This is a genomic window from Nonomuraea sp. MTCD27 (assembly GCF_041950495.1).
GTDB lineage: Bacteria > Actinomycetota > Actinomycetes > Streptosporangiales > Streptosporangiaceae > Nonomuraea.
This window is the reverse complement of record NZ_JBGNUW010000004.1, coordinates 93089-108535: the sequence shown is the minus strand read 5'-3', so window position 1 is coordinate 108535 and position 15447 is coordinate 93089. Positions and strand designations below refer to the sequence as shown.

Sequence of the window (15447 nt, the reverse complement as noted above, 5' to 3'; positions counted from 1 at the left end):
GAGCCCCTGACGCTGTGGATCTTCGGGTTTGTCGGCCTTCATCGATGCGGGGCCCGTCGCGCGTGCCCCAGCCCCTCCCTCTCCGTGAAGCGTTGCCGGTTCCGGTGTCACGCTGTCAAGCTTCGCGTACTCTCCGTTTTCATGGAGCCCAAACGCAGGACAAAAACCTGTCGTTCCCCTATCGGCGTGACAACGTGACCGGAAGCCTTCGCGCCGCTAGCCTGCCCATGTGGAGCTCAAGGTCTCGACTCGATCACATGCCGGGTGCGCGCTAGTCGCGGTCACCGGAGAAATCGACCTCTACACGGCGCCTCACCTGCAGTCCGAGTTCACTCGGCTGCTGCAGGAGGGGCCCAGCCGGGTGGTCATCGACATGTCCGCCGTGGATTTCTGCGACTCCACGGGGATGAACGTGCTGCTCTCGGCGCTCAAGCGCATGAAAGAGCAGGGAGGGTCGCTCGAGGTGGCTTCCCCGCGTCCCGCCGTACGCAAGATTCTGCAGGTCACCGGGCTCGACTCGGTGTTCACCGTGCACGATGAGGTGCCGCAGGAGTTCCTCATAACAGAGGGATCATGACGGAACCTCTGAGTGCGGATCGGAGCGGCGGCGACACGGCGGTCATCATCCCGGCCGCCAATGAGGCCGACCGCATCGCGGCCACCGTCAAGGCCGCCGCGGCGCTGCCCGGGGTCGATCTCGTCGTGGTCGTGGACGACGGCTCGGCGGACCAGACCGGCAGGGTGGCCCGCGCGGCCGGGGCCCGGGTGGTGCGGCACAGCCGCAACCGGGGCAAGGCCGCCGCGATGGAGACGGGGGCCGAGGCGGTGCGCCTCCTCGACGAGGACGCCACCCCCCGCCACCTGCTCTTCCTCGACGCCGACCTGGGCGGGACGGCCCAGGCCGCGGCGCCGCTGATCGAGCCCGTACGCCAGGGCACGGCCGACATGACGATCGCGGTGTTCACGACGAGGGTGAAGCTCGGCGGGCACGGCTTAGTCGTCCGCCTCTCGAAAGAGGGCATCCGCCGGGCCACCGGCTTCGACCCGGCCCAGCCGCTCAACGGGCAACGCTGCCTCACCAGAGCGGCCTTCGAGGCGGCCCGGCCGCTGGCGCACGGGTTCGGGGTGGAGACGGCGCTGACGATCGACCTGCTGCGCAAGGGCTACCGGGTGACCGAGGTCGAGGTGGACATGTCGCACCGGGCCACGGGCACGGACCTGCGGGCCCAGCTCCACCGGGCGCGGCAGTTGCGGGACGTGGCGCGGGCGCTGGCCGTACGCGAGCCTCTGGTCGTCCAGAACCTCGACCGGCTCCGTCCGAAACGCTGACCCGATTTGGCCGCAGGGCTCTGTTCGCCCTGGACCCTAAACTCACCGCCCATGACCGATATTGACGAGCAGGGCCGTCCCGAGCCTCCCCTCGCGGCCGACGAGACCGACACTCTCGTGGGCTACCTGGACTATCAGCGCGCCACCCTGGCGTGGAAATGCTCCGGGCTGGACGAGGCCGGGCTGAGGGCGACCGTCGGGGTGTCGTCGATGACGCTGGGCGGGATCCTCAAGCACATGGCCTTCGTCGAGAACCACTGGTTCGCCCGCTACCTGCACGGGCGCGAGGGGCAGCCGCTCTGGACCACGGTGGACTGGGAGGCCGACCGTGACTGGGAGTGGAACTCGGCCGCCCAGGACTCGCCCGAGGAGCTGCACGCGCTCTGGGAGGACGCGGTTTCGCGGTCGCGGGCGCTGGTCGAGGAGGCGCTGGCGGGCGGCGGTCTTGGACAGCCGGCCCGGCGAACGTGGCCCGACGGCCGGGCGCCGAGCCTGCGGTGGATCCTCGTCCACATGATCGAGGAGTACGCCCGGCACAACGGACACGCCGACCTCATCCGGGAGTCGGTGGACGGGCTCACCGGGGAGTAGCGGGGGCGCTCGCCGCCACCGGGCGGCCCAGCCGTTTGCCGAGCCGCCCGTCCAGCCCTTTTGCCGGCCCGCTCGCTCAGCCGCCCGTCGGGACCTTTGCCGGCCCGCTCGCTCAGCCGCCCGTCGGGACCTTTGCCGGCCCGCTCGCTCAGCCGCCCGTCCGGACCTTTGTCCACAGGTATCCACAGGCCAGATACCAGGGAGGACGGGGGTTGGGGACCTGGTTATCCACAGGAAGTCACAGCTCGGCCCCGTTATCCACAGGCAGGACCGGATCGGGCGAAGGTGTCTTGCGGGTGTGCTGGAATTTCCCGGTGACTTCGGAGACGCGGCACGGACAGGCACGAGGCCGGCTGGCCGGGGCGGCCATGGCGGCGATCGGCGTCTCGATCCTGCTGACGGTCACCATCGGGCTGCTGGGCCCGTCACCACTGGTCCCAACCCTGAGCGGCCCCGCCTGGCACCCGCCCTATTCCCTCGACCTCAACCCAGAGCCTCATCTGACGGTCGCCCTGGCGGCAGCCGCCCTCATCCTCGGCGGCCTCGGCCTCCTGACCACCCTGCTGCTTCTCCGCCGCCCTGGCGGGCGAGACCCCATCACCTCACACCCGCCTGCCGCAGAGCCGGGAGACCCCTCCGCGCCCACCCGAGGTGCCGCCCCCGCCACACCGGCCCAGGGCGGTTCGTCCGGGCAAGAGCCGGACGGTGGATTCCCGGGACGACGGGGGCCGGATACCGGCTCGGTCGGGCAAGGCTCCGGCGATGGAGTCGAGCGAGGCCCGGGCGCTGGATCCGCTGAGCCACCCCTGACCGGCGAACCGTCCCATATGCCCTCCGGGTGGCCGTGGCGCCTGTCGGCCGGCGCTCGGTGGCTGCCCAGCGCCCGGTTGCTGGTCCTCATCGGCTGCGTGGCCGCCGGCGTCCTGGCGTTCCTTCCCCCGTCGGGCTCCGGCGACCATCTCAACTACGCCGCGTACGGCCGCATGGTGACGCTGGGCCTCAGCCCGTACACGCATGGCGCGGCGGACCTGCCGGGCGATCCCGTCGCCGACGCGGTGGAGGAGCCGTGGCGTGAGGAGCCGAGCGTCTACGGGCCCGTGGCCACGGCCGTGCAGGCGGTGGCGAGCTGGGTGGGCGGCGACTCGCTCCGCCTGACGATATTCGTGCTGGCCCTGTTCAACTCCGCCGCGTTCATCGTGACGGGCCTGCTCATAGACCGTTTCACCAGGGACGACCCGGCCAGACGCCTCAGGGCGGCCCTGCTGTGGACGGCCAACCCCCTTCTGCTCTACCAGCTGGTCGCGGGCCTGCACGTCGACACGCTGGCCATCGCCTGCATGGTGGCCGCGCTCCTGGCCAGGAGCCGGCCTGTCGGCTCGGGCGTCCTGCTTGGGCTGGGGGTGGCGATCAAGGTCAACGCCGGCCTCGTGGCCCTCGGTCCGGCCTGGGAGCTACGGCGTCGGCCTGCCCGCCTGGCGCTCATGGCGGGTTGCGCCGTCGTGGTGGTCGCGGTCGGGTACGCGATCGTCGGCCCGGACGCGATCGCGCCGATGACCCGGACGAGCAAGTCGATCTCCCATGCCTCGTTCTGGAAGCTCGTCCAGGGCTGGCTCCAGTCGATCGTGGGCACCGGGAGCGCGTACCGGGGGGAGATCCAGATCGGCTCGCTCCTGGTGCTCGGGCTCATCGCCTGGTCCCTGCTGCGCTGGGCCGCCCGCCGAAGGTCGTCGACCGGCGACCCGGTGCGTGGCGCGTCGGTGGGCGGCGGTTCATTGGGCGGCGGCTCATTGGGCGGTCGGCCCTCGGGCGGGGGGTTGGGCGCGCCGGTCGTGGCAGCGGGGCTGGTGGTGGCGTACGTGTTCGCGACGCCGTACATCCTGCCCTGGTACGACGGGCTGGCGCTCGGGCTGCTGGCGCTCGTGGGGGCCTCCGCGCTGGACGGGTTCGTGGTCGCGCACCTGCTGGTGCTGTCGCTCGCGTACCTGCCGGCCAGGGTGGAGGGTCAGCCCGCCGACCTGGAGTGGCTCAGAACCGTGCTCAGGCCTCAGCTCGCCTGGGTGCTGCTCGCTCTGGCTGCGGCGCTGGTGGTGTGGGCTTGGCGAGCTGCAGGGCCCGAACGCAGGCCGCGAGCGTCAGCGGCACCGCCACCGTCAGTGCCATAGCGGGGATGGCGATGCCGGAGTCGTTCATGAGGAAACCGATGAAGGCGCACGTGAGGGCGCCGAAGAGGCCGGCCCTGAGCGTCGGGGCCAGCCTGTAGGCCTGGCCGAGGGCGGAGGCGCCCCAGCGGGAAGGACGGGCCAGCACCAGGAACAGGAAGGCCAGCGCGACCAGCGAGAGGAGGGTCAGTGACCAGTTGCCGACGGTTACGCCGATCATGGCGCCGAACTTGCGCCCGATGACGGTCCAGGCCTGACCGTCGATGATCTGCTGGACGAAGTTGCCCAGGTGGGTTCGCTGGGCGTCGGGACGCAACCAGTCGAACACCGAGAGGGCACCCACGAGCACGGCCCCGATCAGGCCCACGATCAGGAGCCTCAGCAGGGACACCCGTTTGCCGGAGAGCAGGATCAGGAAAACGGCCAGGCCGACCACGAACGCCGGGACACCACCGAAGTCCGCGCCCCAGGAGGGCCACCCGTCCGCGAAGACCGCGAATCCCCCGTACAACCCGCACAACGTCACCACCACAGCCCTCGACATCCCCCTGCCCAGCAGCCACTGAGCCACCCCGGCCAGGCCGAGGACGGTGCCCGTGGCGTAGACGGCGAAGGCGATGTTGCTGAAGCCGTAGAAGCGGCCGCCGGTCACGGGCTCGTAGCCGGTGACGGCGTTCACCTGGAGGCTGGAGCCCGTCATGACGTCGAGGAGGAGGGCCAGCGAGGTGATGGCGGCGACGGCGGCGAGGGGGCCGAGCACGTGCGCCCGCCAGGGGCCGCCGAAGGCGACGGCGGTGATGAGACCGGCGATGGCCAGGATCGTCAGGATCACGGAGAGCATGGGCACCGGCAGGGTCCACCAGGGCACCAGCTGGGCCAGGAACGTGGAGACGGCGATGGCACCGCTGACCACGGCGACGACCTGGATGGAGATGAGGAGCTTGGAGGTGCTCGCGTCTTCCACGGGGGTGGTGGAGGGCGTTGCCGTGGTGGCCGACTTTTCGTGGCGTTTTTCGGCCTTGGCGCTGTCTCCAGGGTGTTCTGCGGTGGCGGTGTCTTCGGGGTGTTCCGCGGTGGGGGTGTCTTCAGGGTGTTCCGCGGTGAGGGCGGCGGGTGTCGTGGTGGCGGCGTTCCGCTCGCTCTTCGTGGCGGTGGCGGTGGCGGCGGGATGCCTTGAGGGGTTTGGGCGGGTGGTTGAGCGGCGGCGGCGGAGGGCGAGGGCGGCGAGGGCGTAGAAGAGGAGCTGGAGCGTGACCAGGACGGTGAAGAACGGGCCGCGTACCTCTCGCAGGACCTGGCTGGCCAGGTCTCCGTCCGCCAGTTCGGTCACCGTGCCGGACGCGGTGGCCGGGGCGGAGCCGCCGGGTTGCCAGGGGCGGCCGACGACCTGGCGCGGGGCGGGCAGGCCCAGGAGCTGGATGGTCGTCGCGGTGAGGTCGGTGATCGTGACCAGGGCGTCCTGGCGGGTGGAGGTGGCGGTGAGATAGCCGTGTGGGTACGGCGTTCCGTCCGGGCCGGGGCCGACGGCGATCGCCACGTGGAGGTGGGCGTTCGGGGTCACGTCCGAGACGCCTGCCAGCAGGACCGTGGTGTCGGCGGGAAGCCGCTCGACCAGGGTGCCGATCTGCCGGTCTGCCCGGGTGACGGCGGCCTGGCGGGCCGCCGGGGTGAGGGAGGTGGGGACGCCGTACTCGTCGGGGGGCTGTTGCAGCCAGGCGTTCGCGAGGTCGGCGGCTTCGAGGACGATCAGGTTGTAGGGGGTTGGATCGCCCAGGGCATCGGGAGTGGGGGCGTATTTGGCGATATTTCCGGACTTGTCGGCGGCGGCCAGCGCGGCGCCCGGGCCGATCGCGGCGACCTTCCCGCCGTTGTCGGTGACGAGCTGGCCCAGCGTGCCCAGTTGGGCGTCGTAGCCGGTCTCCGACTGGTGCGCGGCCAGGGCCTTCCAGTCCTGGATCGTGGCGCCTTGGCCTGTTTGCCCGTCCTGCCCGGTTTGCTGATCGGGCTGGGGGGTGGGTGGAGGCGGGCAGCCCTTGCCCGGCGTGCCTGCTCGCTGGCCCGCTGAGACGGTGAGCCATCCGGCGGTGGGGCAGGTGGTGCCGCGATCCGGGGGTGGTACGGCTCGGGTCGAGAGTGAGGCGGAGGCGCCTTCGCCCACGAGGCGCCACAGGTTGGGAGTCCTGGTCCGGTCCAGGTCGCTCCACTCCAGGCCGGGAACGCCGATCAGGGCCACTCGTCCCCGGGGTGCGGCGGGGGCGGCTGCCGCATGCGTGCCGCCGGTGATGGCCGATCTGAGGTGCGGGGTGGTGGCGATGTTGGTGCGAGTGCCGTCGGAGGCCGGATGAGCGGTCGTGATGGGGGTTCTGGGGGCGGTCGCTGCGTGGAGGGAGGCTTGAGGGGCTGCGGTGGGCGCGTAGGTGGCTTGGGCGGGGGCGGTGGTGAGGAGGGTGGTCAGGGGCACGGTGAGGAGGGCGGAGGTGAGGGTGCCGGCGATGCGGCGGCCGAGGTGGTGGCGCTCCGCGTACCGGCCCTGAGGCGGGTACGGCGTGGCGTTCGGCATGTACGGACCCCCAGTGTGTGCCCCTCGATCAACAACAGCCACGGTAACGTGCCACACCGTGACAAGTGGCGAGGTGCGGGTGATGCGGCGGCAGTGGTGGGCATGGGTGCTCGCGGCGCTCGTCGTCGTGGCGGCCGTGGCGCCGCTGGTGTACGGGTGGCTCACCAACCCCGACGACCAACGGCTCGTCGACCTGGACGTTTACCGTACCGGGGGGCAGATGCTCCTCGAAGGACGGCCGGTGTACGACTACGTCACGCCAGCGCCGCAGTTGTTGCCGTTCACCTACCCGCCCATCGCCGCGATGCTGGCCGTGGTGCTGGCGAAGATGTCCTGGCTCACGGCGCAGTGGGTGTGGACGGCCGGGATTTTCGTGGCGCTGGCCGTGACGGTGTGGTTCTCGTTCCGTCAGGTGCTGGAGGGGGAGACGCTCAGGAAGTACGCGCCCTGGGTGTTCGCGCTGCTCATGGTGCTGTGCACGTACCTGATGCCGATCAGGGACCAGGTGCGGTTCGGGCAGGTGGACATCCTGCTGGTCGCCCTGTGCGTGGCCGACTGCGTGGCCCGGCGGCCCTGGTGGCCTCGCGGGTTCCTGATCGGGCTGGCCACGGCGGTCAAGCTGACTCCGGGTGTCTTCCTGATCTATCTGCTGGTCACCAGGCAGTGGCGGACGTTCTTCATGGCGGCGTTCGCGGCGGCGGTGCTCACGCTGCTGCCGTTCGGGGTGATCCCGCAGGACGCCTCCGACTTCTGGTTCTCGGCGCTGCTCGATCCCGAACGCCTCGGCGCGAACGCGGCCACCACCAACCAGTCGATCCGCGGCATGCTGATCCGGCTGTACATGCCCGACCTGCTCACCTCCGCGATCTGGGTGGTCATCGTGGCCGTGGTCGGGTGGTACGGGTTCAGGGGGGCGCGGGACGCGTACAAGGCGAATGATCCACTCACCGCGGTCGCGCTCGTCGGGCTGATGGCCGTGCTGCTCTCGCCGGTCGCCTGGATCCACCACCTGGCCTGGGTGGTCGTGGTGCTCGCGGCGATCGTGGGCGACGGGCGCGACACGGTCAGGCTGCGGGTGGCGGCGGTCGTGTGGCTGTATTACGTGATGACGGTCCCGTGGTGGGGCGTTTCGCTCAAGCAGGCCGACATCCCGGGGGTGAGCCTGGTGCTGGGGAAGATCGTTCAGAACGGGTTCGGGCTGGGGGCGCTGGCTCTGGTGTGGATGTTGGTGTCCTGGCTGCCGAAACGGCGCGAGCCGGCTTGACCGAACCATTACTCTCGGTGCCGTGCTCGTTACCACATGGGTGATCGTGGGCGTCGTCGCCGGGGTCAGTGGCGTATTGATCGGTTATCTGGCGCTGCGGCAGGCCAGAGCGACGGTGGAGGACTGCCAGCGCATGCTCTCCCGGCAGATCAGCGAGGGCCGGGGCGATCTCAAGGCCATCAGGGACGTCGCCGTGTGCCGTTATGACGCGCTCTCGGAGATGACCGGGCGGTTGTCGTTCTCGGTGGCGATGATCAACGGGCTGGGTGACGGGATCGTGCTGACGTCCATCAACGGGCGTAGCGAGACGCGTACGTACGTGCGGCCCGTGGTGGGCGGGAAGGGGCAGCAGCAGCTGTCGCCGGAGGAGGAAGAGGCGGTACGCGCGGCCAGGCTCGGCCTCGGGCCCCTCATCGCCTCCCGGGCCTCCGAATCGTTGTGAGGGGTTTCCCAGGGAAGGTCCCGAGCTGTCCGAGGAGCTTCCAGGAGGTGCCGCGAGTCGTTTGCGAGGAGGTCAGGAGGCGGCCCGTGCCCCGGATCGGCCGCGGATACGCCGTCGGGTGAAAGGGCCGCGTGCCCCGTTCACCTGCGGATACTCTGTATGCATGCCCAGACTCGCCTATCTCGGACCCGAAGGGACCTTCACCGAAGAGGCCCTGCGGCTCCTCGACCCCACCGCCGAGCGGTTGCCCTGCGCCAACGTGCCCGCCGCGCTCAACGCCGTCCGCACCGGTGACGCCGACGGCGCGGTGGTGCCGCTGGAGAACTCGATCGAGGGTGCGATCACCACGACGCTCGACGAGTTCGCCTGGGGCGACCCTCTGCTGATCAACGCCGAGTTGCTGCTCCCGGTGCAGTTCTCGCTGCTGGCCCGGCCGGACACCGAGATTCGCCACATCAAGCGGGTCTACACGCATCCCGCGGCCACCACCCAGTGCCGCGCCTTCCTCACCCGCGAACTGCCCGACGCCGTCGTGGTGGCCGCGCCCTCGACGGCGGCCGCGGCGCAGGAGGTCTCGCTGCCCGGCTCGCCGTACGACGCCGCCATCGCCGCCCGCATCGCCGGCGAGCACTACGGGCTGGTGGAGCTGGCGGCCGACGTCGGTGACAGGTCCGACACCGTGACCAGGTTCGTCAAGGTCGGCCGTGCCGGGCCGCTGCCGGAGGCGACCGGCTCCGACCGCACGACGCTCGTGGTGTTCCTGGCCGACGACCACCCGGGCGCGCTGCTGGAGATGCTGACCGAGTTCTCCGTGCGCGGGGTCAACCTGACGCGCATCGAGTCGCGGCCGACCGGTGACGGCATCGGGCGCTACTTCTTCCACTTCGACTTCGAGGGGCACATCGCCGACGCCCGGGTCGGGGAGGCCATCGCCGGGCTGCACCGCATTTGTGGCGAGGTGCGCTTCCTCGGCAGCTATCCGCGGGCCGACGGCATCGCGCCGCAGATCAAGCGCGGCACGTCGGACCCGGACTTCGCGGAGGCGGGCGACTGGCTGGCGAGGATTCGGGCCGGGCGGGTCTGACGGTTCCGAGGCGGGTTCGGGCGGGGCGGGTTCGGGCTGGACGGTCTGACGGTTCCGGGGCGGGTTCGGGCTGGCGGGGCCTGGGGTGTGGTGCCGGGCGCAAGGGCTTCGGGACGGGTCCTGGAGCGAGGGCCGAGAATCCAGGGGCGGGGCGCACCCGTACGCCGGTAGCCTTTTCCTTGTGATTGACCTGCGTACCCTTCGTGAGGACCCCGACCGGCTACGGGCGTCGCAGCGTGCCCGCGGTGAGGACGACGCCGTCGTCGACACGCTGCTCGACCTCGACGAGCGTCGCCGATCGGCGCTGACCTCGTTCGAGTCTCTGCGCGCGGAGCAGAAGAGCATGGGCAAGTCGGTCTCCAAGGCGCAGGGCGAGGAGAAGGCCGCGCTGCTCCAGCGGGCCAAGGACCTCTCGGGCCAGGTCAAGGCGGCCGAGGCCGAGGCGGAGAAGCTGGCGGCCGAGCTGGACGAGGTGCTCCAGACGGTGCCCAACATCGTCGAGGAGGGCGCGCCGGCCGGCGGCGAGGACGACTACGTGGTGCTCGAGACGTACGGCGAGCCCCGCACGTTCGACTTCGAGCCCAAGGACCACCTGGAGCTGGGCGAAGGGCTCGACTGCATCGACATGGAGCGCGGCGCCAAGGTGTCGGGCTCGCGGTTCTTCTTCCTCAAGGGCGTCGGCGCGCGGCTGCAGCTCGGCCTGCTCAACATGGCCATCCAGCAGGCGATTGAGGCCGGGTTCATCCCGATGATCACTCCGGTGCTCGTCAAGCCGGAGACCATGCAGGGCACCGGCTTCCACGTGGCCCACGACAAGGAGATCTACCGGCTGCCCGAGGACGACCTCTACCTGGTCGGCACCTCGGAGGTGTCGCTGGCGGGCTACCACGCCCAGGAGATCCTCAACGCCGACGACCTGCCGCTGCGTTACGCGGGCTGGTCGTCGTGCTTCCGTCGCGAGGCGGGCTCGTACGGCAAGGACACCAGGGGCATCATCCGGGTCCACCAGTTCGACAAGGTCGAGATGTTCTCCTACGTGCGTCCCGAAGACGCTCACGAGGAGCACCTGCGCCTGCTCGCCTGGGAGAAGGAGATGCTGGCCAAGATCGAGGTCCCCTACCGGATCATCGACACCGCGGCCGGCGACCTCGGCATGTCGGCCGCCCGCAAGTTCGACTGCGAGGCGTGGATCCCCACCCAGGGCCGCTACCGCGAGCTGACCTCGACCTCCAACTGCACCGAGTTCCAGGCGCGCAGGCTCGCCGTCCGCTTCCGCGACAAGGACGGCAAGCCCCAGCACCTGGCCACGCTCAACGGCACGCTCGCCACGACCCGCTGGATCGTGGCGATCCTGGAGAACCACCAGCAGGCCGACGGCTCCGTGGTGGTTCCCGAGGCGCTGCGCCCCTACGTGGGGCTCGACGTGCTGGTGCCGTCGAAGAAATAGGCGTTCGCGCGGCGGGCGTCGTTCCTGATGAGGACGGCGCCCGCCACCACGACGAGGGCGGTCAGCAGCATGGCGAGCGCGGCCGCCACGAAGTATGACTCCGGCGTGCCCTGCGCCCAGCCCGAGAAGGGCAGGTAGACGCTCGCGTAGACCAGCGGCGCCCCCAGCAGGCCGACCGCCGCCGGCACGGGCCGTGCCCGGCCCGCGATCGCCAGCACGAAGCACACCACGGTGCCGATCAGCAGCGCCGTCAGGCCGACGAGGGGGAGCGGGAACGCGCCCGTGTCGACGTACGGGAAGTCGGTGTCCGTCCCGACCAGGGCCAGGAGGCCGAGGCAGGCGGCCGTCGCGAAGCCCGTGTACACCCCGGTGAACTGACGCAGGCCCGCCCCGGCGCCGCCGAACAGCATGCAGGCGGCCAGGAAGAGCGCCACGCTCCACTCGGGGTCCAGGTCCACCGCGGTGGCCTCGGCCCCGGGCCAGCCCACGCGCCGCCACGTGCCGGACGGGTCGCGGACCACGATGCCGTCCACGCCGTTCGCCACGACGACGACGTGGCCGCCCGGTCGCGCCTGTACGCCCAGGGCCATGGCACGCAGGTCGCCCGGCTGTTCGTGCTGCCTGGTCAGCCGCTTCAGGTCGTCGCCCGACAGCGCCCAGGACGGCTGCCACGTGCTGCCGCCGTCGTCCGACTGCTCCACGGCCATCCGGTCCTGGGCCACCCGGTAGCACCGCGTGGCCTGGCCCGGCGTGCACTGGGCGCTCTGGCCCGGTCCGGTACGGTCCGCGGTCGTCTCGTCCCAGGTGCGGCCGCCGTCGTGGGAGACCCACGACGTCGTGGTGTTGGTGTGGACGACGATCCGGCCGCCTCTGTCCACCTCCACGGCCTCCGCCGAGGCCGGCGGCGCGGCAGCCGCCGTGGCGGTGACCGCGAGCACGGCCAGCGGCATCGTCACGATGATCCGCAACCGGGCGAGCCTCGACCGCAGTACGCGGGGGCGGTCGGGCGTGCGGCGGCGTACCCACCAGGCCAGGGCGAGGGCAGGTAGGGCCAGGAGATCCGTAGGATCGGCCAGGACGCGCGACGGACCCGCCACGAGGGTCCAGGCCTGGGTGGCGACCTCAGCGCCCGTCTCCGTGCATTTCACGACCGCGAAGAGCGCTCCCGTCAGTACGGTCGCCGCCAGGTCGGCCCGCCGCCAGAACACCAGCGCCACCAGAGCGGGCGCCACCAGGAGCCCCGCGACGTCACTGAGCTTGCCCGTGACGAACCCGGGCCAGGCCTGCTTGAGCAGGTGGTCGTTGACCAAAAGCACCAGTACCCCGGCAACGGTCACGGGGTGACATAACCACGCGTACCTCATACACAGGTCGATGGCTGGACGGGCGCGACGGTTCAAGGGGTGTGTGAGTCGAGTCACACCCGTGACCATCCCGACACACGCAAAAGACCGGAGCCCGCTGGAAGCGAACTCCGGTCTGTCTCGCTGCTACAGGTCAGATGGCTCGGACCTGAGAGGCCTGCGGCCCCTTCTGGCCCTGCGTGATCTCGAACTCGACCCGCTGGCCGTCTTCAAGGCTGCGGTAGCCGTTGCCGACGATCTCGGAGAAGTGCACGAACACGTCCGGCGCACCGCCGTCCGGGGCGATGAAGCCGAAGCCCTTCTCGGCGTTGAACCACTTGACGGTTCCCTGAGCCATAAAAGCTCTCCCTCAGGATGTGAATCTATGGGACCCACACCTCGTGGGTCCCGGTGTGTCGTACAGCAAGCACCCGGGGTGGCTCAGACAAAGTCATGCTGGTTTTCACTACGGGATCAGCTAATACAACGCCATCACATCTAACACCATTCTGGCGCGTTGGTGTTCCCGTCCCTAGGAAGATTTCTGTCAGGCGGCATCACCGGGCAAACTGGAACCTGTTATGCAGAGCCTTCCCGCGCCCCGTCTTGTGGCCACCGACCTGGACGGAACCGCGTTGCGCACCGACGGAACCGTGTCTCCCCGCACGGTTGCCGCCTTCGGCAAAGTCGAGGAATCCGGGGCTGTCCTGGCGTTCGTGACCGGACGTCCGCCCCGGTGGATGGGTGGGGTGGCGGGTGCCGTGCGTCACCGTGGGCTGGCGATCTGTGCAAACGGAGCGCTGATCTACGATCTCCATACCGAACGGATAGTGGAATCTCACCTGATCACCACGGACGTACTCGAGGAAGTCGTCGCTCAGCTAAGAGCGAACGTGGCCGATCTCGTATTTTCGGTCGAGTATGAAGCCGGTTTTGCGCATGAGTCAGATTTCCTGCTCGGCGGCTTGGACCGAGGGGCCGGAGCAGCCCGGGTCGCCTCGGTGACCTCGCAGCCGTGCGCCAAGTTGCTGGCCCTCCACCCGGCCATGGGCGCGGACGAGCTCCAGGCGACCGTGCACGAGCTGGTGGGGCATCTGGTGACGGCCACGCACTCCAGCAGCAGGGGCCTGATCGAGATGAGCGCACAGGGCGTGACGAAGGCGACGGCCCTGGCGGCGCTCGCGGCACAGCACGAGATCAAGCCCGCCCAGGCGGTGGCGTTCGGTGACATGCCGAACGACCTGCCCATGCTGAGCTGGGCAGGCACGTCGTACGCGGTCGCGAACGCCCACCCCGACGTGCTGGCGGCGGTCGATCACGTGACCGCGACCAACGACGACGACGGCGTCGCCCGAGTGATCGAGAAGCTCTACGGATAGCCGCCGCGTCCAGCGGCTGTCCACAGCGGGCGCGCAGACCTCCTGTGGATGGCCACGCTCAGCGGCTGTCCACAAGCGGGTGCACAACCCGTGCCACGTCCAGCCACTGTCTGCAACAGCCGCTGGACCCGCTCCAGATAGCCGCGTTCAGTGGCTGTCTGCAGCAGGCGCTGCACCCCGCTCCAGATGGCCGCGTTCAGCGGCTGTCCGCAGCAGGCGCTCCGCGCCGCTCCAGATGGCCCCGACTACAGATAGGGCCCCGACCCGCCGTGCGGTCGCTGGCCGGGCTCGTCGCCCTGCGGCACGCCCGGCAGCGCTCTGCGCATCTGCTCAAGCTGCGCCCGGGCCGCCATCTGCTGCGCGAACAGCGTGGTCTGGATGCCGTGAAACAACCCTTCGAGCCATCCGACCAGCTGGGCGTGCGCGATGCGCAGCTCGGCCTCGCTCGGCGGCGTGCCGTTCTCGTCGGTGAACGGGAGCGAGAGCCGCTCCAGCTCGTCGACCAGCTCCGGCGCCAACCCGTCCTCGAGCTCCTTGATGGAGGACTCGTGGATCTCCTTCAACCGCTTGCGGCTGGCCTCGTCGAGAGGAGCCGCCCGGACCTCCTCGAGGAGCTGGCGGATCATGCTGCCGATACGCATCACCTTGGCGGGCTGCTCGACCAGGTTGGTGACCGACCGATCGTCCTCGCCGTTATCGCCCTGACCGCCTTGGAAGTCGGGGCCCACCACCACGATGTGGGGGGTGTTGTTGTCCTCAGCATTCATAACACTCACCGTACTAGCAGGATCTTGCCGACGTGCTCTCCTGAATCCAACATTCGGTGAGCTTCGGCGGCCTCGGACATGGGGACCTCGGCGTACACGACGGGCCGCACCGCACCCGCCCCGACCAGGGGCCAGACGTTGTCGACGACACTTCTTACGATGACGCCCTTCTCGTCCACGGGACGCGAGCGGAGGGCCGTGGCGTGCACGGAGGCGCGCTTGGCGAGCATGGCCCCGAGGTCGAGCTCGGCCTTGCGGCCGCCCTGCAGCCCGATGATCACCAGCCGGCCGCCGGTCTTGAGCGCCTGGACGTTGCCCGCGAGGTATTTGGCGCCCATGATGTCGAGGATCACGTCGGCGCGTACTTTGTCGGCGAAGTCCTCTTCGCGGTAGTTGATGATCTCGTCGGCGCCCAGCTCCTTGACCCGCTCGCCCTTGGCGGCCGAGCCGACGGTCGTGATGACGTGCGCGCCGAGCGCCTTGGCGAGCTGCACCGCGAACGTGCCGATCCCGCTGGCCCCGCCGTGCACCAGCAGCGTCTCGCCCTTGCGCAGCCGCCCGACCATGAACACGTTGGACCAGACCGTGCACGCCACCTCCGGCAGCCCGGCGGCCTCCCGCAGGGACACCCGCTCCGGTACGGGCATGACCTGCTGCCAGGGCACGGATACGCGCTCGGCGTAACCGCCGCCCCCGAGCAGCGCGCAGACCTCGTCCCCGGGTGTGAACTGCTCCACGTCCTCCCCGACCTCGACCACCACGCCCGAGACCTCGAGCCCCGGGTACGGTGACGATCCTGGAGGCGGGTCGTAAAATCCTTGCCGTTGCAGGACATCGGCACGATTCACCGCCGAGGCGACCACGTCGATGAGCACGTCTCCGCGCTCGACGTGCGGCTCCGGCACTTCGTGCCACTCCAGCACCTCTGGTCCGCCCGGCCTGGCGATCTCAATGGCTCGCATGCGAACCACGGTAGCCGGGCAAAGAAGTTGTGGGTTGCCGGGCTGCGCGGTAACCGGTCACGTTAACCTGCAATGTATTTGCTGCCCCTTTAGACCCACCCGAGGGGGAACACGGTGGCA

At 70.1% G+C, this 15447-nt stretch carries 13 protein-coding genes and 1 pseudogene; 9 read left to right on the top strand and 5 right to left on the bottom strand.

Annotated elements, in window-relative coordinates; all coding sequences use genetic code 11:
- The first annotated feature begins 229 nt into the window (after window positions 1-229).
- The 4 genes and pseudogenes from ACBJ59_RS12580 to mptB form a co-directional block, all read left to right on the top strand.
- The gene (locus ACBJ59_RS12580; RefSeq protein WP_364111341.1) at window positions 230-577 is read left to right on the top strand and encodes an STAS domain-containing protein; all 348 of its coding nucleotides are present in this window, start codon (window positions 230-232) and stop codon (window positions 575-577) included.
- Window positions 574-1329: a glycosyltransferase family 2 protein gene (locus ACBJ59_RS12575; protein WP_375110338.1), complete on the top strand. Its 756-nt coding sequence runs from the start codon at window positions 574-576 to the stop codon at window positions 1327-1329. The genes ACBJ59_RS12580 and ACBJ59_RS12575 overlap by 4 nt, the downstream gene beginning before the upstream one ends.
- 51 nt (window positions 1330-1380) lie before the next feature.
- A complete protein-coding gene (locus tag ACBJ59_RS12570) occupies window positions 1381-1920 on the top strand; it encodes a DinB family protein (RefSeq protein WP_375110337.1) in 540 nt (179 codons plus the stop codon).
- A 368-nt stretch (window positions 1921-2288) separates the two neighbouring features.
- A pseudogene (gene mptB / locus ACBJ59_RS12565) lies at window positions 2289-3632 on the top strand (polyprenol phosphomannose-dependent alpha 1,6 mannosyltransferase MptB); the annotation flags it as partial.
- Between the two features lie 325 nt (window positions 3633-3957).
- Here the strand turns inward: mptB and ACBJ59_RS12560 are convergent.
- Complete coding sequence (locus tag ACBJ59_RS12560; protein WP_375110336.1) at window positions 3958-6639, bottom strand: hypothetical protein; 2682 nt, start codon at window positions 6637-6639, stop codon at window positions 3958-3960.
- Between the two features lie 58 nt (window positions 6640-6697).
- Here ACBJ59_RS12560 and ACBJ59_RS12555 point away from each other — a divergent pair, with 58 nt between their 5' ends.
- From ACBJ59_RS12555 to serS, 4 genes are all read left to right on the top strand, one after another.
- Window positions 6698-7903 carry a glycosyltransferase 87 family protein gene (locus ACBJ59_RS12555; protein WP_375110335.1) on the top strand — a complete coding sequence of 402 codons (1206 nt, stop codon included), beginning with the start codon at window positions 6698-6700 and terminating at the stop codon, window positions 7901-7903.
- A 22-nt stretch (window positions 7904-7925) separates the two neighbouring features.
- A complete protein-coding gene (locus tag ACBJ59_RS12550; protein WP_364111331.1) occupies window positions 7926-8345 on the top strand; it encodes a DUF4446 family protein in 420 nt (139 codons plus the stop codon).
- Window positions 8346-8508: 163 nt separating this feature from the next.
- On the top strand, window positions 8509-9429 hold the full coding sequence (gene pheA, locus ACBJ59_RS12545) for a prephenate dehydratase (RefSeq protein WP_375110334.1): 921 nt from the start codon (window positions 8509-8511) through the stop codon (window positions 9427-9429).
- A 181-nt stretch (window positions 9430-9610) separates the two neighbouring features.
- Complete coding sequence (gene serS, locus ACBJ59_RS12540; RefSeq protein WP_375110333.1) at window positions 9611-10876, top strand: serine--tRNA ligase; 1266 nt, start codon at window positions 9611-9613, stop codon at window positions 10874-10876.
- Here the strand turns inward: serS and ACBJ59_RS12535 are convergent.
- Window positions 10837-12213: a hypothetical protein gene (locus ACBJ59_RS12535; RefSeq protein ID WP_375110332.1), complete on the bottom strand. Its 1377-nt coding sequence runs from the start codon at window positions 12211-12213 to the stop codon at window positions 10837-10839. The two genes, serS and ACBJ59_RS12535, sit on opposite strands and share 40 nt — an antisense overlap.
- Window positions 12214-12373: 160 nt before the next feature.
- The gene (locus ACBJ59_RS12530; protein ID WP_043619750.1) at window positions 12374-12577 is read right to left on the bottom strand and encodes a cold-shock protein; all 204 of its coding nucleotides are present in this window, start codon (window positions 12575-12577) and stop codon (window positions 12374-12376) included.
- A gap of 223 nt (window positions 12578-12800) precedes the next feature.
- Here ACBJ59_RS12530 and ACBJ59_RS12525 point away from each other — a divergent pair, with 223 nt between their 5' ends.
- Window positions 12801-13598, top strand: a complete 798-nt coding sequence (locus ACBJ59_RS12525; RefSeq protein WP_364111323.1) for a Cof-type HAD-IIB family hydrolase — start codon at window positions 12801-12803, stop codon at window positions 13596-13598.
- Between the two features lie 245 nt (window positions 13599-13843).
- Here the strand turns inward: ACBJ59_RS12525 and ACBJ59_RS12520 are convergent, their stop codons facing one another.
- Window positions 13844-14365: a bacterial proteasome activator family protein gene (locus ACBJ59_RS12520; protein ID WP_375110331.1), complete on the bottom strand. Its 522-nt coding sequence runs from the start codon at window positions 14363-14365 to the stop codon at window positions 13844-13846.
- A 5-nt stretch (window positions 14366-14370) separates the two neighbouring features.
- On the bottom strand, window positions 14371-15327 hold the full coding sequence (locus tag ACBJ59_RS12515; RefSeq protein WP_375110330.1) for an NAD(P)H-quinone oxidoreductase: 957 nt from the start codon (window positions 15325-15327) through the stop codon (window positions 14371-14373).
- Between the last annotated feature and the right edge of the window lie 120 nt (window positions 15328-15447).

What these genes read in the sequence shown, in the direction of transcription:
- ACBJ59_RS12525 (WP_364111323.1), top strand. Translation starts at nt 12,801, where the DNA reads ATGCAGAGCCTTCCCGCGCCCCGTCTTGTGGCCACCGACCTGGACGGA.
- ACBJ59_RS12530 (WP_043619750.1), bottom strand. Translation starts at nt 12,577, where the DNA reads ATGGCTCAGGGAACCGTCAAGTGGTTCAACGCCGAGAAGGGCTTCGGC.
- ACBJ59_RS12570 (WP_375110337.1), top strand. Translation starts at nt 1,381, where the DNA reads ATGACCGATATTGACGAGCAGGGCCGTCCCGAGCCTCCCCTCGCGGCC.
- ACBJ59_RS12560 (WP_375110336.1), bottom strand. Translation starts at nt 6,639, where the DNA reads ATGCCGAACGCCACGCCGTACCCGCCTCAGGGCCGGTACGCGGAGCGC.
- ACBJ59_RS12515 (WP_375110330.1), bottom strand. Translation starts at nt 15,327, where the DNA reads ATGCGAGCCATTGAGATCGCCAGGCCGGGCGGACCAGAGGTGCTGGAG.
- ACBJ59_RS12575 (WP_375110338.1), top strand. Translation starts at nt 574, where the DNA reads ATGACGGAACCTCTGAGTGCGGATCGGAGCGGCGGCGACACGGCGGTC.
- ACBJ59_RS12520 (WP_375110331.1), bottom strand. Translation starts at nt 14,365, where the DNA reads ATGAATGCTGAGGACAACAACACCCCCCACATCGTGGTGGTGGGCCCC.
- pheA (WP_375110334.1), top strand. Translation starts at nt 8,509, where the DNA reads ATGCCCAGACTCGCCTATCTCGGACCCGAAGGGACCTTCACCGAAGAG.